The 25242-nt window shown below is 71.1% G+C and carries 21 protein-coding genes and 1 pseudogene; 12 read left to right on the top strand and 10 right to left on the bottom strand.

The window, feature by feature from the left end:
* Positions 1-53 precede the first annotated feature (53 nt).
* A complete protein-coding gene (locus CCS38_RS21735) occupies positions 54-794 on the top strand; it encodes a pyridoxamine 5'-phosphate oxidase family protein (protein ID WP_223734986.1) in 741 nt (246 codons plus the stop codon).
* Between the two features lie 120 nt (positions 795-914).
* Here the strand turns inward: CCS38_RS21735 and CCS38_RS21730 are convergent, their stop codons facing one another.
* The 5 genes from CCS38_RS21730 to CCS38_RS21715 all read right to left on the bottom strand — a co-directional run bounded on the left by CCS38_RS21730 (position 915) and on the right by CCS38_RS21715 (position 4447).
* On the bottom strand, positions 915-1394 hold the full coding sequence (locus tag CCS38_RS21730) for an NUDIX domain-containing protein (RefSeq protein ID WP_223734974.1): 480 nt from the start codon (positions 1392-1394) through the stop codon (positions 915-917).
* 151 nt (positions 1395-1545) lie between these two features.
* Complete coding sequence (locus tag CCS38_RS21725) at positions 1546-2442, bottom strand: LysR family transcriptional regulator (protein WP_223734973.1); 897 nt, start codon at positions 2440-2442, stop codon at positions 1546-1548.
* A gap of 235 nt (positions 2443-2677) precedes the next feature.
* Positions 2678-3838 carry a cystathionine gamma-lyase gene (locus CCS38_RS21720; RefSeq protein ID WP_223734972.1) on the bottom strand — a complete coding sequence of 387 codons (1161 nt, stop codon included), beginning with the start codon at positions 3836-3838 and terminating at the stop codon, positions 2678-2680.
* Positions 3835-3957, bottom strand: a complete 123-nt coding sequence (locus CCS38_RS35370; protein WP_263302406.1) for a hypothetical protein — start codon at positions 3955-3957, stop codon at positions 3835-3837. The genes CCS38_RS21720 and CCS38_RS35370 overlap by 4 nt, the downstream gene beginning before the upstream one ends.
* Positions 3958-4069: 112 nt before the next feature.
* Positions 4070-4447 carry a phage holin family protein gene (locus CCS38_RS21715; protein ID WP_223734971.1) on the bottom strand — a complete coding sequence of 126 codons (378 nt, stop codon included), beginning with the start codon at positions 4445-4447 and terminating at the stop codon, positions 4070-4072.
* Positions 4448-4495: 48 nt separating this feature from the next.
* Here CCS38_RS21715 and CCS38_RS21710 point away from each other — a divergent pair, with 48 nt between their 5' ends.
* The 4 genes from CCS38_RS21710 (at position 4496) to CCS38_RS21695 (ending at position 6954) form a co-directional block, all read left to right on the top strand.
* Positions 4496-4813, top strand: a complete 318-nt coding sequence (locus CCS38_RS21710; protein ID WP_223734970.1) for a cupin domain-containing protein — start codon at positions 4496-4498, stop codon at positions 4811-4813.
* A 203-nt stretch (positions 4814-5016) separates the two neighbouring features.
* A complete protein-coding gene (locus tag CCS38_RS21705) occupies positions 5017-5220 on the top strand; it encodes a DUF5326 family protein (protein ID WP_030259594.1) in 204 nt (67 codons plus the stop codon).
* A gap of 426 nt (positions 5221-5646) precedes the next feature.
* A complete protein-coding gene (locus CCS38_RS21700) occupies positions 5647-6423 on the top strand; it encodes an IclR family transcriptional regulator (protein WP_223734969.1) in 777 nt (258 codons plus the stop codon).
* A 105-nt stretch (positions 6424-6528) separates the two neighbouring features.
* Positions 6529-6954 (top strand): SsgA family sporulation/cell division regulator, encoded by a 426-nt coding sequence (locus CCS38_RS21695; protein WP_030259600.1) that lies wholly within the window; start codon positions 6529-6531, stop codon positions 6952-6954.
* Between the two features lie 17 nt (positions 6955-6971).
* Here CCS38_RS21695 and CCS38_RS21690 read toward each other — a convergent pair whose 3' ends face one another.
* Positions 6972-8303, bottom strand: coding sequence for a YibE/F family protein (locus tag CCS38_RS21690; protein WP_223734985.1), 1332 nt, complete (start codon positions 8301-8303; stop codon positions 6972-6974).
* Positions 8304-8571: 268 nt separating this feature from the next.
* Between CCS38_RS21690 and thiC the strand changes: the two genes are divergently transcribed.
* Positions 8572-10350, top strand: coding sequence for a phosphomethylpyrimidine synthase ThiC (gene thiC / locus CCS38_RS21685; RefSeq protein ID WP_031049866.1), 1779 nt, complete (start codon positions 8572-8574; stop codon positions 10348-10350).
* A 69-nt stretch (positions 10351-10419) separates the two neighbouring features.
* Here the strand turns inward: thiC and CCS38_RS21680 are convergent, their stop codons facing one another.
* The 3 genes from CCS38_RS21680 to CCS38_RS21670 all read right to left on the bottom strand — a co-directional run bounded on the left by CCS38_RS21680 (position 10420) and on the right by CCS38_RS21670 (position 14266).
* On the bottom strand, positions 10420-11478 hold the full coding sequence (locus CCS38_RS21680; protein WP_443742961.1) for a hypothetical protein: 1059 nt from the start codon (positions 11476-11478) through the stop codon (positions 10420-10422).
* Between the two features lie 214 nt (positions 11479-11692).
* A complete protein-coding gene (locus tag CCS38_RS21675) occupies positions 11693-12916 on the bottom strand; it encodes a metallophosphoesterase (protein ID WP_223734967.1) in 1224 nt (407 codons plus the stop codon).
* 249 nt (positions 12917-13165) lie between these two features.
* A complete protein-coding gene (locus tag CCS38_RS21670) occupies positions 13166-14266 on the bottom strand; it encodes a LacI family DNA-binding transcriptional regulator (protein WP_031049857.1) in 1101 nt (366 codons plus the stop codon).
* Positions 14267-14692: 426 nt separating this feature from the next.
* Here CCS38_RS21670 and hisC point away from each other — a divergent pair, with 426 nt between their 5' ends.
* Positions 14693-15772, top strand: coding sequence for a histidinol-phosphate transaminase (gene hisC, locus CCS38_RS21665; RefSeq protein WP_223734966.1), 1080 nt, complete (start codon positions 14693-14695; stop codon positions 15770-15772).
* 98 nt (positions 15773-15870) lie between these two features.
* Here hisC and CCS38_RS21660 read toward each other — a convergent pair whose 3' ends face one another.
* Positions 15871-16239, bottom strand: coding sequence for a cyclophilin-like fold protein (locus tag CCS38_RS21660; protein WP_223734965.1), 369 nt, complete (start codon positions 16237-16239; stop codon positions 15871-15873).
* 303 nt (positions 16240-16542) lie between these two features.
* Here CCS38_RS21660 and CCS38_RS21655 point away from each other — a divergent pair, with 303 nt between their 5' ends.
* From CCS38_RS21655 to CCS38_RS21635, 5 genes and pseudogenes are all read left to right on the top strand, one after another.
* The gene (locus tag CCS38_RS21655) at positions 16543-18051 is read left to right on the top strand and encodes a cytochrome ubiquinol oxidase subunit I (protein WP_223734964.1); all 1509 of its coding nucleotides are present in this window, start codon (positions 16543-16545) and stop codon (positions 18049-18051) included.
* Positions 18052-18060: 9 nt separating this feature from the next.
* The gene (gene cydB, locus CCS38_RS21650; RefSeq protein WP_223734963.1) at positions 18061-19062 is read left to right on the top strand and encodes a cytochrome d ubiquinol oxidase subunit II; all 1002 of its coding nucleotides are present in this window, start codon (positions 18061-18063) and stop codon (positions 19060-19062) included.
* A gap of 28 nt (positions 19063-19090) precedes the next feature.
* The gene (gene cydD, locus CCS38_RS21645) at positions 19091-22735 is read left to right on the top strand and encodes a thiol reductant ABC exporter subunit CydD (RefSeq protein ID WP_223734962.1); all 3645 of its coding nucleotides are present in this window, start codon (positions 19091-19093) and stop codon (positions 22733-22735) included.
* A gap of 84 nt (positions 22736-22819) precedes the next feature.
* On the top strand, positions 22820-24499 hold the full coding sequence (locus tag CCS38_RS21640; protein ID WP_223734984.1) for a GAF domain-containing sensor histidine kinase: 1680 nt from the start codon (positions 22820-22822) through the stop codon (positions 24497-24499).
* 233 nt (positions 24500-24732) lie between these two features.
* A pseudogene (locus CCS38_RS21635) lies at positions 24733-25242 on the top strand (hypothetical protein); the annotation flags it as partial.

The following is a 25242-nucleotide window of genomic DNA, read 5'->3' as shown; positions in this document are numbered from 1 at the left end:
ACGAGCGGGACGAGCGGCCCGGCAGCGACGGTGAGCACCTTGTCCAGCAGCAGATGGGGACGACCGACCGCGCCGACCGCTTCTACCGCGACCAGGTCCTGGACCACCTCAACACGCGCATGCAGGAGTTCGTCGGCCGTCAGGAGATGTTCTTCCTGGCGACCGCGGACGGGAACGGCGAGTGCGACTCGACCTTCCGGGCCGGGCCGCCCGGCTTCGTACGCGTGCTGGACGAGCGCACCCTGATCTACCCCGAGTACCGCGGCAACGGCGTGCTGGCCTCGCTCGGCAACCTCTCCGAGAACCCGCGGCTGGGCATCCTCTTCGTGGACTTCTTGCGCGACCGGATCGGTCTGCATGTGAACGGACGGGCCTGGGTCGTCCCGGACGAGGAGATGCGGGTCCGCCACCCCGATCTGCCGGTCGACCCGGTGCCCGGTCGGCGCGCACAGCTGTGGGTGGCGGTCGAGGTGGAGGAGGCGTACATCCACTGCGCCAAGCACATACCCCACCTGCAGAAGGTCCCCCGACAGGAGCGCGGCGGCGACCGCGCCTGGGGCACCGACGATATGAAGCGCAAGGGCGGCGATTTCTTCGGCGCGGCAGCCGAGGCGGCCGAGCGGGCCCCCTACCGGCGCCGCGAAGAGACGCCGCAGGCACCGGCGGAACCGGCGCCGGCTCGTCCCCGTACCCCCGACCCCTCGTCCTTCCAGGAGGAGGCGGAGCGAGTACTGGCGCTCGTTCAGCAGCGGGCACCGGCGGACTCCGGCGACTTCCGAGGCTGGTTCGGCTAGCCCAAGGGCGACCCTTGTTTCACGTGAAACATGTCCTGTTTCACGTGAAACAGCCGAAAGTGAGGCGACGTGGACTCGGACGTTTCACGTGAAACGGACGGTTCGCGCGGGGTAGGCCCGTCAGCCCAGATCGGGCGCGTGCAGCGCCCGGACGCCTTCGATGTTGGCGTCGAGGTAGTGCCGCAGCGAGAGCGGTACGACCTCGACGGAGGCGATCCCGACGCGCGTGAACGGCACCCGCACGATCTCGTACTCCCCGCACGGCTCCTCCACCTCGGGGCCGTGCCGCCGGGCCAGATCCATGGAGTCGAGCCGGCAGACGAAGAAGTGCTGCACCTTCACGCCGTCCACGCCACCGTCCGTGACGTGCTCGACCGTGTCGACGAAGACCGGTACGACATCCTTGACCTTGGCGCCCAGCTCCTCGTCCACCTCCCGGTGGAGGGCGTCGATCACGGTGGCGTCCTCGGGCTCCACGCCGCCACCCGGCGTGATCCAGTACGGGTTCCGTCCCGGCTTGGTGCGCTTGATCAGAATGAGGTCGTCACCGTCGAGCAGGATCGCGCGGGCGGTGCGTTTGACGACTGGCCGTACGGTCATAGGGGACAGATGCCGCTTTCGACGGCTGGTGAAACCCGCGTCTTGCGGGGCGTGTGACATCCGGCCGCGGGCGCGCCGGATACGTCCCGGTCAGCGCCGGAACGAACTCCTCCATGCCGCTCACCAGTGCGGTAGCCCTGCTCGCCGCCGGTCACCAGGCCGTCGCGGCCCGCAGCAGCCACTCGTGCGCACGGGCGATGTGCGGCAGGGCGAGCGTCCCGGTGCGGACGACGAGGAAGTACGTGCGCAGCGGCGGCACCGGCGGGTCCAGCAGCGAGACCACCTCGCCGCGGTCGAGCGCCGGCGCGGCGAGATAGCGCGGTACGACGGCGAGCCCGGCGCCGGCCGCCGTGCAGGCCAGTACCGCGCGCAGGTCGGCGGCTATCACGGCGGCGGGGGCCGTGGGCCGGGCGTCGAAGACGGCGGACCAGTAGCGGGTGACCAGCGGCAGGCTCTCGTGGACCTCGACCACCGGTACGGGGTCGAGGGCCTTTGGGGCGCGGTCCTGGAGGCCGGCCGGGCCGCCGAGCCGGTCCGCCCAGCGGGGCGCGGCGACCAGGACGTGCTCCTCGTCGCACAGCGGGGTCGCGGTGAGCAGGCCGCCGCGCGGCCGGACGGTGGTGACGGCGAGATCGTGGTGGCCGGCGGCGAGACCGTTGAGCAGTTCCTCGGCGGAACCGAAGGCGGTGCGGACGGCGAGGCCCCGGTCGATGAGCGGGGCGAGGGCCGGGAGGGCGCGTTCGGCGGCGAATTCCGGGGGCCCGGCGAGATGGAGGGTGCGGGTGACGGATTCCTCGTCGAGCCCGGCTTCGGTGATCTCGGTGAGCGCGTCGAGATGCGGGGCGATCTTGTGGGCGAGTTCGTCGCCGACGGTGGTGGCGATGACCCCGCGCGGCCTGCGCAGGAACAGCGGGCGGCCGAGCTGGCGTTCCAGCGACCGTATCTGACTGGTCACCGCGGGCTGGGAGAGTCCGAGGAGGGCGGCGGCGCGGGTGAAGGAGCCGGCCCGGTGCACAGTGACGAAGGTGCGCAACAGCGCCAGATCCATCCATACCCCCTTCTTCCGGGATGCCTGCTCGCGGGGCCACTATAAATTTGTCGATAGGGCTGTGTCGCTAGCGTGATTGGACACTGACGCTGAGTCAACTAGCCTTGATTGTGCGGTTCGTTGCGCATTGAACCGAGGGCGGTCCGAGCCAAGAGGGGGGAGGCTCGGACCGTCTGCTGTGCGTACGGCCGATGCCGGCCGACGGGCCCGCAGGCCGGAGCGGTACCAGGCGGTACTAGCCCCGCGCGGCCCCGTCCAACGCCCGGTCGAGAGCCCGGACCACGTCCGCGACCAGGTCCTGCGGGTCCTCGACGCCGACGGAGAAGCGGATGAAACCGTCCGGCACGGCGTCGCCGCCCCAGCGTCCACGCCGCTCGGCCGTCGACCGTACTCCCCCAAAACTCGTCGCGTCGTCCACCAGCGTCAGTTCGGCCAGAAAACGTTCCGCGTGCGCCTTGTCCGGCAGGACGAACGAGACGACGCAGCCGAAGCGTCCGGGGCGCATCTGGGCCACCGCGCCCGCGTGCGCGGGATCGGTCGGCAGCCCCGGGTGGCGCAGCCCGGTGACCTCCGGGCGGTCGCGCAGCGCTTCGGCGAGCGCCAGCGCGCCCATCGCCTGCCGCTCGACGCGCAACGCCAGCGTGGCCAGCGACCGGTGCGCGAGCCACGCCTCCATCGGGCCGGGGATCGCGCCGACGGTCTTGCGCCACTGCCGTACGGAGTCGGTGTGTGCCCGGTCGCGGGTGGTGACATAGCCCAGCATGATGTCGCCGTGTCCGGTCAGCGCCTTCGTACCGCTGGCCACGGAGAAGTCGGCGCCGAGGTCGAGCGGGCGCTGGCCGAGCGGCGTGGCGAGGGTGTTGTCGACGGCGACCAGGGTGCCCTGGGCGTGCGCGGCCGCGGCGAGCCGGCGGATGTCGCAGACGTCCAGGCCCGGGTTGGAGGGCGTCTCGATCCACAGCAGCCGGGCGCCGTCCAGCACGTCGAGCTGGGCGTCCCCGGCGGTGGGGGCGGTGCGGACCTCGACGCCGTAGCTCTCCAGGCGCTCCCGGACGGCGGGCATGAGCTGGTAGCAGTCGTTCGGCAGGACGACCACGTCGCCGGTGCGGACCTGGGAGAAGAGGACGGCGGAGATCGCGGCCATCCCGGAGGCGAAGACCGAGGTGTGGGCCGGCTCGCCGGGCGACTCCAGCTCCGAGACCGCCTCTTCGAGGAGGGTCCAGGTCGGGTTGGACTCGCGGCCGTAGGTGTACGGCCCGGTGGCGTCGCCCGGCAAGTGGTAGTGGGCCGCGAAGACCGGCCCCGGGAGGGTCGGGCGATACGCCTCGGCCTCGGGGAGGCCGGCCCGTACGGTCCGGGTGCTGTCGCCGGTGCTTCGCGCGTCGTCGCCTGTCATGGGCTCGTCCCCGCCTTCCCGTCGTGCGTCTCCGGCCCGGCCGACTCGGCCCGGGCGACCGCGAGCAGGTCCTCGCAGCCGGCCTCGACCGCGGCCGGGCAGTCCTCGAAGCCTGCCACGCCGTCGTAATACGGGTAGGGAAACTCCGCACCGAGCACGGCTGTGGCGCGCGTCGCGGGCGCCGGGGCGAGCGCCCGCGGGAGAGAGGGGAGAACGGCCGGGGCGGAGCGGTCAGTCCTTGTCCGGCAGGATCACGTGCAGCGCCCAGGAGACGACCGAGACGATCAGGCCGCCCAGTACCGCGGTCCAGAAGCCGTCGACGTGGAAGGCGAGGTCGACCTTCTCCGCCAGCCAGGACGTCAGCATCAGCATCAGGGCATTGATCACGAGCGTGATCAGACCCAGGGTGAGGATGAAGAGCGGGAACGACAGCAGCTTCACCACGGGCTTCACGATGACGTTGACCACACCGAAGATCAGCGCGACCAGGATCAGCGTCCAGACCTTGTTGCCGGTGCTGGTGCCGGTCAGCGTGATGTCGCTGAGCAGCCAGGTGGCCACGGCGAGTGCCGCGGCGTTGGCGAGCGTCTTGACCAGAAAATTCTTCATGGTGGGATCGTCGCAGACACGACGGCGGCAGTGAGGGGCACGCGGGTGATGAAGGCGTTCAGGCTGGAGGAACTGGAGGCGGAACGGGCCGCGAATGACGGCGCGTATCTGCAGTTCCTGCGGGAGCGGAACATGTCGGCGGGGCTGTACGCACTGGACGCCGGCAGCAGCGATCCGCAGGCGCCGCACCAGCAGGACGAGGTGTACCTGGTGGTGAGCGGGCGCGCGTCGATCACGGTGGGGGTGGAGACGACGCAGGTCGCGCGGGGCAGCGTGGTGTACGTACCGGCCGGGGTGCCGCACAAGTTCCACCACATCACCGAGGATCTGCGGGTCATGGTGATCTTCTCGCCCCCGGAGGGCTGAGACGGCGGGCCCGGCTCGGCCTCCTCCCGGCAGCCGAGCCGGGCCTTCCGTACCCGTAGGGGAAGGCTCAGGGCACAGCCGGGGACGCGGGGCCCCCGATGTGGCCGGTCGTCGCCCTAGCATCGATGGTGCAGGGCGGGATCGGACAGGAGCCGGGCGGGCCGGGCGAGTACCGGGCGACGACCAGAAAGCAGGGCAGAACAATGGCCGTGAAGGAGATTTTCGCGGGACTCCCGTGGTGGGTGAAGTGGGTCGCGGTGCCCGTCATCCTGCTGGTCGTCTTCGGCGGGCTGATCGGCAGCGTGGTGGGCTTCCTCGTCGGTCTGCTCTTCAAGATCCTGCTGGCGGTGGCACTGATCGCGGGCGTGGTCTACCTCGTCCGGAGGTTCACCGGATCGTCGTCATAGCTCCTATTCAGTGAGTTGCGAGTTCGTCGCACAGTGAGCGGTGATACCGCGCGAGTGGCGATACCGCGGCAAAGGGCGTCCCGTCCCCAACAGGGGGTATCGGGGCGCCCTTTGTCCGTTCCTGACGGCCCTCTCGCTGTTCCTCCGCACGGGTTTGTTCTTGCGAACTGGTGTCCGGGGCGCTCGCGGCGGGTGAGTGTCCGGTCAAGTCGAGAAATGCGCCGCCTGAGGTAATTCGCAAGCTAATCGACCTGCTGTGAGCAGCGCTCACGTTAGAGTGCCGAGCGAGGCGTCTTCCGGATGCCGGCGTTCCGGAATGTCCGGCCGGTCCGGGCGGTGCGGACGGTGTCCGGAAAGCGCACGCGGCACGGGCGCGGGGCCCGAGCCCGGGGTCGGCACCCCGGCGACCTGTCCTGGGGGTTGGTCTTGGCCACGGCGAACGACGCATCCACGGCTTCCCCGACGCTGATCGGCTCCGTCCAGCGGGCGCTGCGCCTCCTCGAAGCGGTCGCCGCCCACCCGCGCGGCGCGCCCGCCAAACAGCTGGCCAGGGAGACCGGTTATCCCCTCCCGACCACGTACCACCTGTTGCGCACCCTCACTCACGAGGGATATCTCCTGCGCGAGAACGGCGTGTTCCTCCTCGGCGAGGCCGCCGAACTCATCGGCCGGTCCGGGGCCCGTCGCCGGCGCTACTCCCGGATCTCGCAGGCGCTGTCGGCGATGGGGCAAGAGGTGGGTGCCGCGCTGTACTTCGCGGTGTACCACGCGGGCGAGGTGGAGGTGGTCGCGGTGAGCGACGATCCGGAGCGGCCGCCGGTCGAGGAATGGGCGGACTTCCGTACGACCGCTCACGCGCACGCGATAGGCCAGTGCCTGCTGGCCCAACTCGACGAGGAGGGGCGGAAAGATCATCTTTCCCGCCATCAAGTGCAGTCGCTCACGCCCCATTCCGTACGGACGGAGGGTGATCTGCTGCACCGGCTGAACACGGTGCGTAAGGCCCAACTCGCCGTCGAACGCGAGGAATATGCCGTGGGTACGGTGTGCGCGGCAATTCCCATTCAAGTGGGTTCGGTGGCGGCGACCGTGGCGATTTCTCTCCCCGCAGGTGAGGCGGAGAGACTGCTGGCAGTAACCGAAAAGGTGCAGAGGATGGCGGAGTCGACCCTTATGACGCTGGCCTTCTCTATCAGTATCTGAAAAATTACTCCTTGTGATCTGTCGGCAACTGGTCGACGATGGCGTCAATAGCGGTCGGCGGATCATTACCGGCCACTTCGATCAAGTAGTGCGGGGCAGTGGTTGATGAGCCAAACAGTGCAGGCAGAAGTGATGATGAGCTTCATCGTCTCCGAGGAACTCGCCTTCCGGATTCCGGTGGAGCTCGATTTCGACAGTGCCGATCCCTATGCCGTGCGCTTCACGTTCGATCTCCCGGGCGACGCCCCGGTGACCTGGGCGTTCAGCCGGGAACTCCTCCTGGACGGCCTGAGCCGGCCGGCCGGTGAAGGGGACATCCACGTGGAGCCGGCCTCGGGCGCGCACCTCAGTGATGTTTTCGTCAGTCTGCAGGTGGGCTCCGAGCAGGCCCTTTTCCGCGTCGGCGCGGCTCCGCTGGTCGCCTTCCTGGACCGTACGGACCGGCTGGTGCCGCTCGGCCAGGAGCAGATCTGCGGCACGCTCGACGCGGAGCTGGACCGGATCTTCGCGAACGCGCAACGGGCGGGCTGACCGCCGGTCCGGCCCGGTCAGCGCTTGCGGCGGCGGCCCCGTCCACCGCGCCTGCTGCCCGGCTGCCCGGGCCCCGGACCGGCCGCCCGGCCGTCCTGCGCGCTCGGACCGCTCCGGCTGCCTCGGTCCGCGGAGACCACCAGTACCGCCAGCAGGGTGGTCAGCGGTACGGACACGACGAGCCCGATACTGCCCACGAGCGTCCGGATGATCTCCTCGGCCACCATTTCGCTGCCGGCGACCGTGCCGACACCGCTGCGTGCGATGGAGAACAGCAGAAGCAGCGGGAGCGCGGCGCCCGCGTACGCCAGTACCAGCGTGTTCACCACCGACGCGATGTGGTCCCGCCCGATCCGCATCGCCGCGCCGTAGATCTGCCGCCGGCTCGCCGTCGGGTCGGCGTCCCGCAGCTCCCAGACGGCCGCCGTCTGGGTCACGGTCACATCGTCCAGCACGCCCAGCGAACCGATGATGATGCCCGCCAGCAGCAGACCGCGGATCTCGATCCCCGGGTAGAGGCTGTGCACGAGTCCGGTCTGGTCGTCCGTGTTGCCCGTCAGCTGTGCCCAGCCGGTGAACACCGATCCCAGCAGCCCGATCAGCAGCAGTGACGCCAGGGTGCCGAGCACCGCGACTGACGTACGGGCCGTCAGGCCATGGCACATGTACAGCGCGATGAGCATGATCGCGCTGCCCCCGACCACCGCCACCACCAGCGGATTCGAGCCCTGGAGGATGGCAGGCAGGATGAATACGGTGAGGACGGCGAAGCTCGCCGCCAGCGCGACCAGCGCCAGCACCCCGCGCAGCCGCCCGACGACCACCACCGCCAGCGCGAACACCGCGGCGAGCACCCACATCGGGAAGGTGCGGTCCACGTCGGTGACCGAGTACTGAAGGGCCCGGGGCGCCTTGGGCGCGTACGCCACCACGACGTCCTGGCCCTCGCTGTAGCGGCGCGAGGCGTCCGGCGTCACCACGGTCTTGAAGCGGTGCCCTGTGTCTTTGCCGGTGGTCACCTCGATGGTGGCCTGCTCGCAGCTCTGCGCGTTCCGCTGCGTGCTGCCGCCGCCGGGCCCCGTCGGCGGCTGTTGCTGCTGCATCTGCTGCTGTTGCTGCGCGTTCACGTCCGCGCAGTCCACCTTCGCCAGCCGGACGACTCGCGCGGACTGGGTCTCCTGGTCGAAGCCGACCCCCGTTGGCTTGTGCGCGGGTGCACCGCCGGGCCAGAGGGCGATCAGCCCGACGCCCACTGCCAAGGCGAAGGGGATCAGTACCGCGGCAATGACCTTGCGCAGGTGGCGGGAGACGGGTGCGGCGGGCCCGTGGCCATGGCTGTGGCCGTGCATGGGCGGATGAGTGTGCGGCTGCGGCTGGGGCTCGGGCTCGTTGCGGGTCACCGCCCGATCATCCAACAACTCACCGGGCCCCCTGTTCACCACGCGGCATCGGCCGCTACCGTGGTGGCACCTTTGCAATCGCGGGAGCTCGGAGCACCGGGCTGAGAGGGCGCTGATTCCGTACCAGCGGTGTTTCACGTGAAACACCGACACGGAAAGAGCTGCGTCGACCGCCGAACCTGTTACCGGGTAATGCCGGCGTAGGGAGTGGGTCTCAATGACTCTGCAGGATGCACGCACGCCCGAAAACGGTGCGACCGAGGCTGCCGGCGAGCAGCAGATCGGCTGGCACAAGGGCTATGTCTCCGGATCGCGCCCGGACCTCCGGGTTCCCGTCCGGCGAGTGCACCTCACCAACGGCGAGCACGTGACGCTTTACGACACGTCAGGGCCGTACACCGACCCCAACATCGAAACCGACGTCCGCCGCGGCCTCGCGCCGCTGCGGGAGAACTGGATCATCGCCCGCGGCGACACCGAGGAGTACGCGGGCCGGCCGATGCGTCCGGAGGACGACGGCCTCAAGCACACCTCGCCGCGTGGCGGTCTGAAGAACCTCGACGCGGTGTTCCCGGGCCGGCCCCGGCAGCCGCGCCGCGGCCGGGACGGCGCCGTCACCCAGCTCGCGTACGCGCAGCGCGGCGAGATCACCGCGGAGATGGAGTACGTCGCGGTCCGCGAGAACTGCAGCCCCGAATTCGTGCGGGACGAAATCGCGGCGGGTCGCGCGGTATTGCCGGCCAACGTCAACCACCCGGAGATCGAGCCGATGATCATCGGCAAGAACTTCCTGGTGAAGGTCAACGCCAACATCGGCAACTCCGCGGTGACCTCCTCCATCGAGGAGGAGGTGGAGAAGATGACCTGGGCGACCCGCTGGGGCGCCGACACGGTCATGGACCTCTCCACCGGCCGCAACATCCACACCACCCGCGAGTGGGTACTGCGGAACTCCCCCGTTCCCATCGGCACCGTCCCCCTCTACCAGGCCCTGGAGAAGGTCGACGGCAAGGCCGAGGAGCTCACCTGGGAGATCTACAAGGACACCGTCATCGAGCAGGCCGAGCAGGGCGTCGACTACATGACGGTCCACGCCGGCGTGCTCCTGCGGTACGTCCCGCTCACCGCCCGCCGCAAGACCGGCATCGTCTCCCGCGGCGGCTCGATCATGGCGGCGTGGTGTCTGGCGCACCACAAGGAGTCCTTCCTCTACGAGAACTTCGAAGAGCTCTGCGACATCCTTGCCTCCTACGACGTCACCTTCTCCCTCGGTGACGGGCTGCGCCCGGGCTCCATCGCCGACGCCAACGACGAGGCGCAGTTCGCGGAGCTGAAGACCCTCGGCGAGCTGAACACCATCGCCAAGGCGCATGGCGTACAGACCATGATCGAGGGCCCGGGCCACGTCCCGATGCACAAGATCAAGGAGAACATCGACCTCCAGCAGGAGATCTGCGAGGAGGCGCCGTTCTACACGCTTGGCCCGCTGACCACCGACATCGCTCCCGCCTACGACCACATCACCTCGGGCATCGGTGCCGCGATGATCGCCTGGTGGGGCACGGCGATGCTCTGCTACGTCACGCCCAAGGAGCACCTGGGCCTGCCGGACCGCGACGACGTGAAGACCGGCGTCATCACGTACAAGATCGCGGCCCACGCCGCCGACCTGGCCAAGGGCCACCCGGGCGCCCAGGAGTGGGACGACGCCCTCTCCGACGCCCGCTTCGAGTTCCGCTGGGAGGACCAGTTCAATCTGGCTCTCGACCCGGACACGGCTCGCGCCTTCCACGACGAGACGCTCCCGGCCGAACCGGCCAAGACGGCGCACTTCTGCTCCATGTGCGGCCCGAAGTTCTGCTCCATGAAGATCTCCCAGGACATCCGCCGCGAACACGGCGGCGACCTGTCCGTGGACCCCGAGGCCGGCATGGCCGAGAAGTCCAAGGAGTTCGCGGCAGCGGGCAACAGGGTGTACTTGCCGATCGCGGACTGACCGCCGGCACGACCTGAACGCATGACGAGGAGGCCCCGGGATTACCGGGGCCTCCTCGTCATGCCGGGATCATTCCGGCTGGTGGTCCGGGCCGCCGTAGTCCGGGCTGGTGAAGTCCGGGCTCGTGAAGCGGGGCCGGGTCGTGGTGCGGTGGTCGTCCTCGGGGCCCGAGAAGCGCGGGTGGGTGTAGCCGAGGGTGGGCATCCGGCCGCTGTCCGGGGTGCGGTGCGCCACGTATCGTCCGGCCGCTTCCGCGGGCGGAGGCGACTGTCCTTCTCCGGACGCGGGGCCGGTCGCCTCGCCCGCGCCGGCCGGATCCGATGCGTGTTCCTGGACGGTGGCCGGGCTGTCCGTGACCGTCGGTTCGGCGGCCACCACCGTGCTCGCGGGGACCGCCGCGCCCTTCTCCTCTTTCCGGATGTCCGGCTCGGGAGGCGGCTCCGGGGCCGTCAGGGCTTCCAGCAGGAAGGGCTTCAGACCGCGTTCCTGGAGAGCCTCCAGCCAGCGGGTTTTTGCCCGCTCGACCTCCTGGGCCAGTTCCGTGGGATGGGAGGCGCGCAGGGACGTGGCGCCGTTGCGGAGGGCGGTGACGACGAGGCCGCCCATCGCGATGAGGATCGTCGCCGCGGTCAGGGCTGCGAAGACCCAGCCGACACTGATCAGCGGCTGGGCCAGGGGCTCGTCGGGGCTGACGGTGTGCAGGACGTAGCCGATGAGGAGGAAGAGGACCGCGGCGATGCCGGCCAGGACGGGCGCGAGGACCGTGACCATGGCGGCCAGTCCGGCGCCGGTGGCCTCGGCGACCTCGCCGACCGTGGCGAAGCCGACGCCGGTACCGCCCGCGCCGTCACCACCGCCCTCACCCGGTTCGGTACCGGCCGTGGCCGGGCGCGCGGAGGCGGGCGCGCGCAACTCCGCGCGGAGCGCGACGTAGTGCTGGTACTCGGCCGTCGCGCACGCGGCGATGGCGGTCGTGGCGCTGAGCGCCATGGTGCGCAGCTGCTCGGTGTTGAGGCGCATGCCCGTCGCGGCGAAATCCGGGCGGTCGGCCGCGGTGCGCAGTGCCTCGTCGAGGGCCCGCCGGAATTCCTCGCGGTCCTCGTTCAGCAGGTGCGGAGCGCTGTTCATGTGCATCCCCCGATGCTCCGTAGGGCCGTACGGGCCGGCGTGGGCCGGGCAGTTGGCGGGAAACGGAGGAGAGCCTGCTACGGATAGCCCGATGGTAGAGCGCCTCGAGCACGGCGTGACAGAGGATTTCGGAAATTCGCTCCGCCCGTGACAAACCCCTCGGCCGCCCGGCACGTCCCGCCGCCGGCCTGCGGTACCCCTGCCCCGATACGCGTCAGACAGTCAGGGGAAGTTGCACGACGAGCAGCTTTCCGGCCATTGTCACGCCGCCGTCCATGGCGACGGCGAGCCCGTCGGCGTACACGTGCGGCTCTTCGACGGCGGGGTCCTCGCCCTCACCGTCCTCGGTGCCGACCTCGCCGAGGAGGTACGGAATGGGGCTGTGGCCGTGGACGATGCGCTCGCCGCCGTACGTGGCGAGCAGTTCGCGCACGGCCTGCGGCCCGGACTCGTCGCGGAAGGCGAAGCGCTTGGTGAGCTTGCGGAAGAGGTCCCAGACCTCGTTGGCGTCGCTGCGGGTGAGGACCTCGTGGACGGCGTCGTTGACGGCCTCGATGGAGTCGCCGTAGTCGAGGTACGCGGTGGTGTCGGAGTGCACGAGGAGGTGGCCGTCCTCCTGCGTGACGGCGTCCAGCCGGGCCATCCACTGCAGGTGGTGGTCCTGGAGGCGGTCCATGTCGGTCTTCTGGCCGCCGTTGAGCAGCCAGGCGGCCTGGAAGGAGGCGGTGCCGGCGCCGGACTGCACGGGGGTGTCGCCGAACCGCTTGGCGCCGAGCAGGAGCAGCTCGTGGTTGCCCATGAGGGCCTTGCAGTAGCCGCCGGCCGCGGCGGCCTCGGCGGACAGCTGCATGACCAGGTCGATGACGCCGATGCCGTCGGGGCCGCGGTCGGTGAAGTCGCCGAGGAACCACAGCCGGGTATTGCCCGCCGCCCAGTGGCCCTCGGCGTCGATCAGCCCCTCGGCGAACAGCGCCGCGCGCAGCTCGTCGTAGTAACCGTGCACGTCACCGACGACGTACAGCGGGCCGCCGGCCTCGCCCTCGCCGACCTGCTGGAGGTCGACGGCGGGGTGGTCGACGAGCGTGTCCGTGTACGCGGCCGGGGTGCCGTCCGGACCGACGACGGGGATGTCGCGCTCGGTGGGGGTGTAGTCGGCGGGCAACTCATCCTGCGGCAGCGTGGCCTGCGGGCCGGTGCCGTAGGTGAGGCGCGCGTACGGCCGGGCCCTGGTCCGTACGCGGACCTCCGGGTCGAGGCGCTCCTGGGGAGCGGGCACGTCCGGGAAGACCTGGCCGGGCCCCGGGCCGTAGCCGTCCTGAGGGACGTATCCCTCCTGCGGTACGTACGCGCCGTCGGCGGCGTGTGCCTCCTGTGGACGACCGTCCAGTGCGGCCCCGGGAGTTCCAGGAGGAACGGGCGCAGGAGGTTGTGCTGCCATGGTCCGCACCATGGGTCCCAGACCGGCCCCCTGAGTCATCGACCCCTCCACCGTCGCGCCGCCGTGCACCTCGCGGACCTTGCCTGGTCGACGGCGGTCCGTGGTGTCGTGCGCCCATCATAGGAACGCCGCTCGCAGGTTGTGACGCACCCGGGGGTGCTCAATCGTTCGGAGCCCGGCGTTCCCTGCTATTTTCTCCCGGCTTCGCCCTGTTTTTCCCTGCGCGGCCGTGGCCGTCCGGCGGAACGCTCAGTCGCCGGACGGGCCGCGCGGTGGGCTGACCGTCGTACGTGGGGACCTCCGTTGAGAGGAGGTGCGCACGATCAGGTCGGTCGGTATTACCTGCTCGACCGGGCGCCCGCTGTCGAGCCCTTCGATGGCGTCGATGAGCAGCTGGACGACGGCGGTGCCGATGCGCCGGGGCTTGAGCGAGAGGGTCGTGATGGGGGGCTCGGTCGTGGCGTAGACCGTGGACTCGCTGCAGCACACCAGCAGGAGATCGTCGGGGACCCGGAGGCCGTACCGGCGGGCGGCGGCGAGCAGGTCGGTGCCGTTCGGGTCGAAGAGGCCGTACACGGCGTCCGGGCGGTCCGGCCGGGCCAGCAGCCGGTCGGCGGCGACGGCGCCCGCGCACGGGTCGTGCGCCGGATAGGACTCGTATACCGGGTCCTGGCCGACCCGCTCGCACCAGCGGAGATACGCGGTGGTGGACAGACGGGTGTAGGTGTCGGTGGTGGTGCCCGTGAGGAGGCCGATGCGGCGGGCGCCGGCGTCGGCGAGGTGCTCCAGGAGGCCCATCACGGCTGCCTCGTGGTCGTTGTCGACCCAGCCGGTGACGGGGAGGGTGCCGCCGGGGCGGCCGTCGGAGACGACGGGGATGCCGTGCCGGACGAGCTCGGTGACGACGGGATCTCCGTCGGCCGGGTCGATGACGACCGTGCCGTCCAGGGCGACGTTGGACCAGACGTCGTGGCGGGAGGTCGCGGGGAGGATGACCAGGGCGTAGCCACGGGCCAGCGCGGCGGAGGTGGCGGCGCGCGCCATCTCGGCGAAGTACGCGAACTCGGTGAAGGTGAAAGGTTCATCCCCGTACGTGGTGACGGTCAGCCCGATCAGGCCGGACTTGCCGGTACGGAGCGTGCGGGCGGCGGCGGAGGGGCGGTAGCCCAACCGGTCGGCGACCTCGCGGACGTGGCGACGGGTGGCGTCCGGAAGCCGGCCCTTGCCGTTGAGCGCGTCGGAGACAGTCGTGATGGAGACACCGGCTGCGGCGGCCACGTCCCGGATGCCTGCCCGCCCCAACCGGCGTCCGGTCGACCGGCTCACCTGGTGCTTCCCTGCTGCTGTCATGGCGAGCCGATAGTAGGGCTCGGAGGGGGCCATCGCGGGGCTCCCTTATGTGCAGACGAAAGGCACGTTTCTGCATGCCGAAAGGCCGTCAAACTCCTTGGAAAGCAAGGACGTTGGAGGTCAGAGCGTAGCTCTGGCCGGTGATCGTCGGGCTTGACCTACAGATTGCGTCAGGTATCGAAGAGGTCTCAAGTCACCTTCACGGGTGATGCGCGCCACGGCGCGAGCCACCGGCGCGTGACACAGGGGGAGGCGCTCCGCAAAGGCCCTGCGCCCTGAGCTGGGGCATGGCGCCGGTATATGTCATGCGCATGCCCGTACAGGCTCGGGAGGGAGCCGGAGGGCGGAGGACCCTACGCCGCACGGCTCAATCCTCATAAGGTGTGCAGTATTGGTGACGAGCGGGACGGTCGAGGAGGACCTGCGGTGAGCGAGAAGACCCCGAAGCTGCGTGCGGCGCTGGACGGCGTTCCCACCTACAAGCCCGGGAAGCCGGCCGCCGCGGGCGGCCCGGTGGCGTACAAGCTGTCCTCCAACGAGAACCCCTACCCGCCGCTGCCCGGCGTGCTGGAGACCGCAGTGACCGCCGCCGGCGCCTTCAACCGGTACCCGGACATGGCCTGCACCGGGCTGATGGCGGAGCTGTCGGAGCGGTTCGGCGTGCCGGCCGAGCACCTGGCGACCGGCACCGGCTCGGTGGGCGTGGCCCAGCAGCTGATCCAGGCAACGGCCGGCCCGGGCGACGAGGTCATCTACGCTTGGCGCTCCTTCGAGGCGTACCCGATCATCACCCAGATCTCCGGCGCCACGTCCGTGCAGGTCCCGCTGGACGACAACGAGGTGCACGACCTGGACGCGATGCTCGCGGCCGTCACCGAGCGGACCCGGCTGATCTTCGTGTGCAACCCGAACAACCCCACCGGCACCGTGGTGCGCCGCGCGGAGCTGGAGCGTTTCCTCGACGCGGTCCCCTCCGACGTACTGATCGTGCTGGACGAGGCGTACCGCGAGTTCATCCGCGACGCCGACGTGCCGGACGGCATCGAGCTCTACCGCGACCGCCCGAACGTCTGCGTGCTGCGCACCTTCTCCAAGGCGTACGGGCTCGCCGGGCTGCGGGTGGGCTTCGCGGTGGCGCACGAGCCGGTCGCGGCGGCGCTGCGCAAGACGGCGGTGCCCTTCGGCGTGAGCCAGCTCGCGCAGGACGCGGCGGTCGCTTCGCTGCGCAGCGAGGACGCGCTGCTGGAGCGGGTGGACGCGCTGGTGGCCGAGCGGACCCGGGTGGCCAGGACGCTGACCGACCAGGGCTGGACCGTGCCGGAGTCGCAGGCCAACTTCGTGTGGCTGCGGCTGGGGGAGCGCACCGTGGACTTCGCGCGGGCGTGCGAACAGGCGGGCGCCGTGGTGCGGCCGTTCCCCGGCGAGGGCGTGCGGGTCTCGATCGGCGAGACCGAGGGCAATGACATCTTCCTGCAGACGGCCGAGGCGTTCCGCAAGGAGATGTGACCGGCAGCCGTGAGTGCGGCGGGGTGGCCGCGGTCCTTGTGGGCCGCGGCCACCCCATTGCTTTTGCTGGACACAGCTGTTCCGCGCCTCCGGAGGCGTCAGGCGCGTTCCACGCGGACGGGGTCGCCGTCGCGGACGGTGGCGAGGCGGCGCGGGTCGCCGTCGACGCGGCCGAGGATGTTGCAGGGGGACGCGAGCCGGGACTCGTCCCCGCGGGAGATGGGCGTCGGGCCGTACGGCAGGGCCAGCGCGTCGCCGTCGGTCCAGAACGCGACGGTGCCCGGCTCGACGACCTGCTGGGCGCCGGGCTCCAGCGCGGGGGAGACGGGGGTGGCGAAGTAGACCTCCTCGCCCCAGGTGCGGGCGGTGGAGGCGAGCGGGAGCGCGGCTTCCAGGGCGGTGGCGGTCGGCGTGTCCTCCAGGGTGGCGGTCAGGTGACCTGCGGGCCATGAGATGCGTATCTGCATGGCGCCAAATTCAACAATATGTTGAAGGTCGGCGGAAGAGGGTGCCGACGAAAAACGGCGTGTACACGTTCACTAACAGCCCGTCCGGCGGTCGCTCGGCAGGGCGTATCAGGGTTTTCGGCGCCACGGAATACCGCGTGACCACGGTCACGTACCCCCCGTTCCGATGAGCGGAAAGTCATGGGAGATAATTGCTTGTGAATGTGAACGCGTTCACAAGCACCTCCGCTTTTGTCCCCCTTTATGCAGGACAAAAGGTGCAGGGGGGTGTGGCGAGAACGGCGACCGTAAGGAGACATCGACGTGGAACTGGCGTTGGCGCCAGAGACCTTGGCGCGATGGCAATTCGGCATCACGACCGTCTATCACTTCCTCTTCGTGCCCTTGACGATCTCTCTCGCCGCCCTGGTGGCCGGACTGGAGACGGCATGGGTCCGCACGGGCAAGGAGGGGTACCTCAAGGCGACGAAGTTCTGGGGCAAGCTCTTCCTGATCAACATTGCGATGGGTGTCGTCACCGGCATCGTCCAGGAGTTCCAGTTCGGCATGAACTGGTCCGACTACTCGCGCTTCGTCGGTGATGTCTTCGGCGCCCCGCTCGCGTTCGAAGCCCTCATCGCGTTCTTCTTCGAGTCCACCTTCATCGGCCTGTGGATCTTCGGCTGGGACAAGCTGCCCAAGAAGATCCACTGCTTCTGCATCTGGATGGTCTCGATCGGCACGATCCTGTCGTCGTACTTCATCCTCGCGGCCAACTCCTGGATGCAGCACCCCACCGGCTACCGGATCAACAAGGCCACCGGGCGCGCGGAGCTGACCGACTTCTGGAAGGTGCTGACGCAGGACACCACCCTGGTCGTCGTCTTCCACACCCTCACGGCGGCCTTCCTCGCGGGCGGCGCCTTCATCGTCGGCATCGCCGCGTACCACCTGCTGCGCAAGAAGCACGTCAAGGTCATGCGGACCTCGCTCCGCCTCGGCCTGGTGACGCTGGTCGTGTCCGGCCTGCTCACCGCCGTCAGCGGCGACCTGCTGGGCAAGGTCATGTTCCAGCAGCAGCCGATGAAGATGGCCTCGGCCGAAGCGCTGTGGGACGGGCAGGCACCCGCGCCCTTCTCGGTCTTCGCCTACGGGGACGTGTCCAAGGGCCACAACACCGTCGAGGTGGAGATACCCGGCCTGCTCTCGTTCCTCGCCCACGACGACTTCTCCTCGTACGTGCCCGGCATCAACGACGTGAACAAGGCCGAGCAGGAGAAGTACGGGCCCGGGGACTACCGGCCCAACATCCCGGTCGCCTACTGGGGCTTCCGCTGGATGATCGGCTTCGGCATGACCTCCTTCGCCCTCGGCGTGGCCGGCCTCTGGCTCACTCGCAAGAAGTTCTGGCTCTCGCAGCGGCTGCGGACGGGGGACGACGAGGTACCGCACCTCGCGCTCACCAAGGACAAGGCGCTCGGGGACGGGCTCTCCAAGTGGGCCTGGCGGCTCGCCGTGGTCACCCTCGGCTTCCCGCTGATCGCGAGCTCCTGGGGCTGGATCTTCACCGAGATGGGCCGTCAGCCCTGGGTCGTCTACGGCGTGCTGCGCACCTCCGACGCGGTCTCCCCCGGCGTCTCGCAGGGCGAGGTGATCACCTCGATGGTCGTCTTCACCGCGCTGTACGCGATCCTCGCCTGGGTCGAGGTCAAGCTGCTCGTGAAGTACGTCAAGGCCGGACCGCAGGAGCTGTCGGAGTCCGACCTCAACCCGCCCACGAAGATCGGCGGCAACGACAGCGACGCCGACCGGCCGATGGCCTTCTCGTACTAGGGGGCAGCTGTGCACCTTCACGACGTCTGGTTCGTCCTCATCGCCTTCCTGTGGGTCGGGTACTTCTTCCTCGAAGGATTCGACTTCGGGATCGGCGTCCTCACCAAGCTGCTCGCCCGTGACCGGCGCGAGCGGCGGGTCCTCATCAACACCATCGGCCCGGTCTGGGACGGCAACGAGGTCTGGCTGATCTCCGCGGCCGGCGCGACCTTCGCGGCCTTCCCCGAGTGGTACGCCACGCTCTTCTCGGGCTTCTACCTGCCGATGCTGCTGATCCTGCTCTGCCTCATCGTGCGCGGTGTGGCCTTCGAGTACCGCCACAAGCGGGACGAGGAGCGCTGGCAGAACAACTGGGAGAACGCGATCTTCTGGACCTCGCTGCTCACGCCGGTGCTGTGGGGCGTGATCTTCGGCAACATGGTCGGAGGCGTGAAGATCGACGCCGACAAGAACTACGTCGGCTCGCTGCTCGACCTGCTGAACCCGTACGCGCTCCTCGGCGGCCTGGCCATGCTGGCGCTGTTCACCTTCCACGGCGCGGTCTTCGCCTCGCTGAAGACGGTGGGCTCCATCCGGGAGCGGGCGCGCGTCACCGCCTCGTTCCTCGGCATGATCGCCATGGGGCTGGCGCTCGTCTTCATGGTCTGGACGCAGATCGACAAGGGCGACGGCAAGAGCGTGGTCGCGCTGGTCGTGGCGGCGGTCGCGCTGCTCGCCGCACTGGTGGCGAACATGTTCGGACGGGAGGGCTGGTCCTTCGCCTTCTCCGGCGTCACCATCGCGGCCCTGGTCGTGATGCTGTTCCTGACGCTCTTCCCGAACGTCATGACGTCCTCGCTGAACGAGAGCTGGAACCTCACGGTCAGCAACTCCGCGTCCAGCCCGTACACCCTGAAGATCATGACCTGGTGCGCAGCCATCGCGGCCCCGCTCGTGATGCTCTACCAGGGGTGGACGTACTGGGTGTTCCGCAAGCGCATCGGCACGCAGCACATCGCCGACGCGCACTGATCCCCTTCCGTTACGCACGCCAGGACGGATGTTTCACGTGAAACCGATCGACCCGCGCCTGCTTCGGTACGCCCGTGCCACCCGCTTCTTCCTTGTCGCGGTGGTGATGCTCGGCCTTGCCGGAGCGGGCCTGGTCATCGGCCAGGCGATGCTCATCGCCGAGGTCGTCGTCGGCGCCTTCCAGCGCGACCTCGACCTCGGCGGACTGAGCACGCCGCTCCTGCTGCTCGCGCTGGTCTCGGTCGGCCGGGGGCTCGTCTCCTGGCTGACCGAGCTGGCCGCGCACCGGGCGAGCGCGGCAGTGAAGTCCGAGCTGCGCACCCGACTGCTGGAGAAGGCCACCGGGCTCGGCCCGTCATGTCCCACCCGTCTCCCGGCCACCACCCCTGGTGGAGGCGCTTCGCGCCGCCCCTCTGAATTGCGGACCGGCGAGCTCACCACCCTCGCCACCCGCGGCATCGACGCGCTCGACGACTACTTCGCGCGCTACCTGCCGCAGCTCGGCCTCGCGGTCGTCGTGCCCGTCGCCGTGCTTGTACGGATCGTGACCGGCGACTGGATCTCCGCGGCGACCATCGTCGTCACGCTCCCGCTCATCCCGCTGTTCATGATCCTCATCGGCTGGGCGACCCAGTCGCGGATGGACCGGCAGTGGAAGCTGCTGAGCCGGCTGTCCGGCCACTTCCTCGACGTCGTCGCGGGACTGCCCACGCTGAAGGTCTTCGGCCGGGCCAAGGCCCAGGCGGACGCGATCCGCACCATCACCGGCGAGTACCGCCGGGCCACCCTGCGCACGCTGCGCATCGCCTTCCTGTCCTCCTTCGCCCTGGAACTTCTCTCCACGATCTCGGTCGCGCTGGTCGCGGTCGGCGTGGGCATGCGGCTCGTGAAGGGCGATCTCGACCTGTCCACCGGGCTGATGGTGCTGATCCTGGCGCCCGAGGCGTATCTGCCGCTGCGGCAGGTGGGCGCGCAGTACCACGCGGCGGCCGAGGGGCTGGCGGCCGCCGAGGAGATCTTCGCGGTACTGGAGACCGAGGCGGCCGGGCACGGCGGGACGCGCGAGGCCCCGGCGGGCACCGGGATCGTCGTGGACGGCCTGGTCGTACGCCACCCCGGACGCCCCCAACCCTCGCTCGCCCAGACGTCGTTCGAGGTCGCGGCCGGGGAAACCGTGGCGCTGACCGGACCGTCCGGTGCGGGCAAGACCACGCTGCTGAACGTCCTGCTCGGCTTCGCGAAGCCGGCCGCCGGCCGGGTGCTGATCGACGGCGTGGACCTCGCCACGCTCTCCCCCGACAGCTGGCGCAGCCGTATCGCCTGGGTGCCGCAGCACCCGTACCTCTTCGCCGGCACCGTCGCCGAGAACGTGCGGCTGGCCCGGCCGGACGCCGACGACGCGGCGGTGCGGGCCGCGCTGCGCGACGCCGGCGCCCTCGGCTTCGTCGACGCGCTTCCCGACGGCCCCGGCACCCGGCTCGGCGAGGCCGGCGCGGGCCTCTCCGCGGGCCAGCGCCAACGGCTCGCGCTGGCCCGCGCGTTCCTCGCCGACCGCCCGGTGCTGCTGCTCGACGAGCCCACCGCGAACCTCGACGGCGCGACCGAGGAGTCCGTGGTGGACGCCGTACGCCGTCTGTCGGAGGGCCGCACGGTACTGCTGGTGGCGCACCGTCCGGCTTTGCTGCAGGCGGCGGACCGAGTCGTCCACCTCTCCGGACACCACAACGCGCCTGCACCCGCCGGGACAACGGGAGGGGCCGGGGTGGAAGAGGCGGTCGCCGGACGTGAGCCGAAGCAGTCCGACGACCGCACCCGGACCCCCGGTCCCGGCACCGACCACGACACTCCCGTACGGACGCAGGGCCGTCCACTGGCCCGCCTGAGGGCCCTGGCCGGCCCCCACCGCGCCCGCTTCGCCCTGGCGTTGCTGCTCGGCAGCTGCGCGCTCGGCAGCGCCGTGGGACTGATGGCCACCTCCGGCTGGCTGATCTCGCGCGCCTCGCAGCAGCCGCCCGTGCTGTACCTGATGGTCGCGGTCACCGCGACCCGCGCGTTCGGCATCGGCCGGGCCGTCTTCCGGTACGCCGAGCGGCTGGTCGCGCACGACGCGGTGTTCCGGATGCTGGCGGACGTCCGGGTGGCGGTCTACCGGCGGCTGGAGAGGCTCGCGCCCGCCGGGCTGCGTGACCGCAGCCGCGGCGACCTGCTGTCCCGGCTGGTCGCGGACGTGGACGCCGGGCAGGACTACTTCCTGCGCTGGCTGCTGCCGGCGGGCGCGGCCGTCGTGGTCGGCGCGGGTGCGGCCGGGTTCACCGCCTGGCTGCTGCCGGAGGCCGGCGCGGTGCTCGCCGCCGGGCTGCTGCTGGCGGGTGTCGTCGTACCGGTGGCGTCCGGCGCGCTGGCGCGGCGGGCCGAGCGGCGGCTGGCCCCGGCCCGCGGCGTGCTCTCCGCACGCGTCGTCGACCTGCTCACCGGTACGGCCGAACTCACGGTCGCGGGCGCGCTGCGGGAGCGGCTGGCCGGCACCCGGCGCGCGGACCGCGACCTGACGGCGGTGGCCTCCCGGTCCGCCGCGGCGGCCGGTGCCGGCGCCGGGCTGATCGCGCTGCTGACCGGGCTGACCGTCGCGGCCGCCGCGGTAGTCGGCGTACAGGCCGTGCACGACGGGCGGTTGAACGGGGTGAGCCTGGCGGTGGTCGTGCTGACGCCGCTGGCCGCGTTCGAGGCGGTCGCCGGGCTGCCGTTGGCCGTGCAGTACCGGCAGCGCACCCGCCGCGCCGCCGAGCGGGTCTTCGAGGTACTGGACGCGCCGGTGCCGGTCAGCGAGCCGGCCGAGCCGGTGGCGGTACCGGAGTCGCCGTTCCCGGTGGTGGTGAGCGGGCTGACGGCCCGGCACCCCGGGCAGGTGCGGGCGGCGCTCGACGGGGTGGGCTTCACGCTCGCGCCCGGCCGCCGGATCGCGGTCGTCGGCCCGTCGGGTTCGGGCAAGACCACGCTCGCGCAGGTGCTGCTGCGCTTCCTAGACCGCGAGTCCGGCACGTACACCCTCGGCGGAGTGGACGCGCAGCAGGCGGACGGCGATGCGGTACGGCGGCTGGTCGGCCTGTGCGCGCAGGACGCCCACCTCTTCGACAGCTCGGTGCGGGAGAACCTCCGGCTGGCCCGGCCTTCCTCCGAGGACGACGAGCTGTGGCAGGCGCTGGAGCGGGCCCGGCTCGCGGACTGGGTGCGCGGGCTGCCGGACGGGCTGGACACGCTGGTCGGCGAGCACGGCGCGCGGCTGTCCGGCGGGCAGCGGCAGCGCCTCGCGCTGGCCCGTGCGCTGCTCGCGGACTTCCCCGTGCTGGTGCTGGACGAGCCGGCCGAGCACCTGGACCTGGCCACCGCCGACGCGCTGACCGCCGACCTGCTGGCGGCGACCAGCGGCCGGACGACGGTCCTGATCACGCACCGGCTGGCCGGTCTGGAGACGGTCGACGAGATCCTCGTACTGGACCGCGGGCGCGTGGTGCAGCGCGGCCCGTACGAGAAGCTCGCCGCGGCCGACGGCCCGTTCCGCCGGATGCGGGACCGGGAGCGGGCGACGGACGCGCGGTACGCCGCGGCGGCACGCGCCTGGCGTCACGCGAGCCTCGCAGAAGCGCGACTTTCCTCGACAAAAAGGACTTACTAGGCTCGGGGCATGGCAGTCACGGCAGGATCAGCGAGCGGGCCCGGAGCGCCGGAGGGCCCCGCGCGGGACTCCGATGGCGACACCATGGACGCCGCCACGGAGGCGACGCGCAGCCTCCAGGGGGTGGCCCCGCAGATCACCGCCCGGCTGCCGCGCCTCCTGGAGGCCATGCGGACCGTCGGCGCCGGGCTGGACCTGCACATCACGCTGGACCGCATCGTGGAGACCGCGGCCGAGCTGGCCGGTGCCCGGTACGCGGCCATCGGCATCGTCGACGAGGCACGCGAGGGCCTGTCGGACTTCGTGACATACGGCGTGACCGGGGAGGACCACCGGCGCATCGGCGCGCTGCCCGACGGCCACAAGGGCCTGCTCGGCGCGCTCATCCACGACCCCCGGCCGGTGCGCCTGACCGACCTCACGCAGGACCCGCGCGCGGCCGGCTTCCCGCCCGGCCACCCGCCGATGCGCACGTTCCTCGGGGTGCCGATCCGCGTACAGGGGGAGATCTTCGGCAACCTCTACCTGACGGAGAAGCGCGGCGGCGGCGAGTTCAGCGAGAGCGACCTGCACATGGTGCGGGTGCTCGCGACCGAGGCGGGCCTGGCGATCGGCAACGCCCGGATGTACGCGGCGACCCGGCAGCGCGAGCGCTGGATCGACGGCGCGGCCGCCGTCACCACCGCGCTCCTCGCGGGCAGCGACGTGGACGAGTCGCTGGCGGTCGTCGCCGAGCAGGCCCGGCGGCTGGCGGACTCGGCGGCCGGGATCGTGCTGCTGCCCGAGGCGGACGGCGGGCTGGAGATCGTGGCCGCGGCCGCGGACGACCCGGTGCGGCTCACGGGGACGCGCATCCCGCCCGACAGCCCGGTGACCGCCACCCTCCTCGCCGGCGAACCGGTGTTCGTCGAGGACTCGGCGACCGATCCCCGCATGGTCACCGAGGTCGCGCCGTACTTCGGGCCCAGCATGCTGCTGCCCCTGAAGAGCGGCGGCCGCGTGCTGGGCACCCTCGCCACGCCGCGGGCCCGGGGCGCGCGCCAGTTCACCGCCGCGGAGCGCACGCTGGCCACCCAGTTCGCCCAGCAGGCCGCGCTGGCGCTGGTCCTGGCGGACGCGCGGCGCGACCGCGAGCGGCTGGCCGTCTACGAGGACCGCGACCGGATCGCCCGGGACCTGCACGACCTGGTCATCCAGCGGCTGTTCGCGACCGGGATGATGCTGGAGGGCGCGGCGCGCAAGGCCGTGGTGCCCGAGGTGCGGGATGGCGTCGGCAAGGCCGTCGACGAGCTGGACGTGACCATCCAGGAGATCCGTACGGCGATCTTCGCCCTGCAGCAGGGGCCCGCCGAGGCGCCCGCGGGGCTGCGCACACGGGTGCTGCGCGAGATCGGCACGGCGGCGGTGCCGCTGGGCTTCCAGCCGTCGGTGAACTTCGTCGGCCCGGTGGACGCCAGGGTCGGCGAGTCGGCCGGCAAGAACCTGATCGCCGCGCTCCGTGAGGCGCTGTCCAACGCCTTCCGGCACGCCCAGGCATCCCGTATCGAGGTCGTCGTGGACGCCACGGCCACGCTGCCGGACGGGCGGGACGCGGTACGGCTGACGGTCGCCGACGACGGCGTGGGCATCCCCGAGGGCGGCCGGCGCAGCGGCCTGAAGAACCTCGCCCGGAGGGCGGAGGCGCTGGGCGGGTCCAGTACGTACGGACCCGGGCTCGGCGAGGAGGGTGCGGGCACGATGGTCACGTGGGAGGCGCCGCTGTAAGGGGGGAGCTGCCGCTGCTACAGGTGGCGTGTACGGCACGCTCACCCAGGTGGCCGGACACCCGTGCTCCGTTCGGTGGCTTACGCGAGGGAGCGGGAACCACGCTCCCTCGCCTGGTGTCCTGATCGCGCCACTATCTGCCCATGCATCCAGGTCTGTCGTGTCGTCCGGAGGCACGCGCGCCGCGTCGGGGCCGGGCCGGCCGGCCGCGCGCCCGCCGGCGTGGTGCCGTCGTGTGCGCGTTCACGATCGTGCTGGGCGGGCTGCTGCCCGGCGGACTGCTCACGGGCGGCGCGCCCGTGGGCCCGGCCGTGGCCGCCACCGCGTACGAGGGCGCGGCGCTGCCGGGGCATGCGGCGCGCCACGAGAGCGCGGCGCGACACGGTACCGAGATGCGGCGCGCAGGCGGCGCGCGGTACGAGAGCGGCGGGTCCGGCCGTACCGCGGCGCACGACCGTACGGCCAAGCGCGGCCGGGCCGGCCGGCTGGTCCGGGCGCGCCTGGAGGTGCAGCGGCTCGACGCGGCCGCGAGCCGGGTCGGCCGGTCGTACAAGGAGGGCCTGCGCGCCGCCAGGGCGGAGCGGGCCCGCGCAGGGCGGCTGACCGAGCGGCTGCGCCGGGAACGCCGTACCGCGGCGGCGCTGCGCCGTACCGCCGGGCGGATCGCGGCCGAGCAGTACCGCACCGGCGGCGGGCTGTCCTACGCCGTGCGCGTGCTGGCCGCGGCGTCCCCGGAGGACCTG

The organism is Streptomyces purpurogeneiscleroticus (assembly GCF_020024005.1).
GTDB lineage: Bacteria > Actinomycetota > Actinomycetes > Streptomycetales > Streptomycetaceae > Streptomyces > Streptomyces purpurogeneiscleroticus.
The sequence above is the reverse complement of the archived record's forward strand: the minus strand, read 5'-3'. Positions and strand labels throughout refer to the sequence as shown.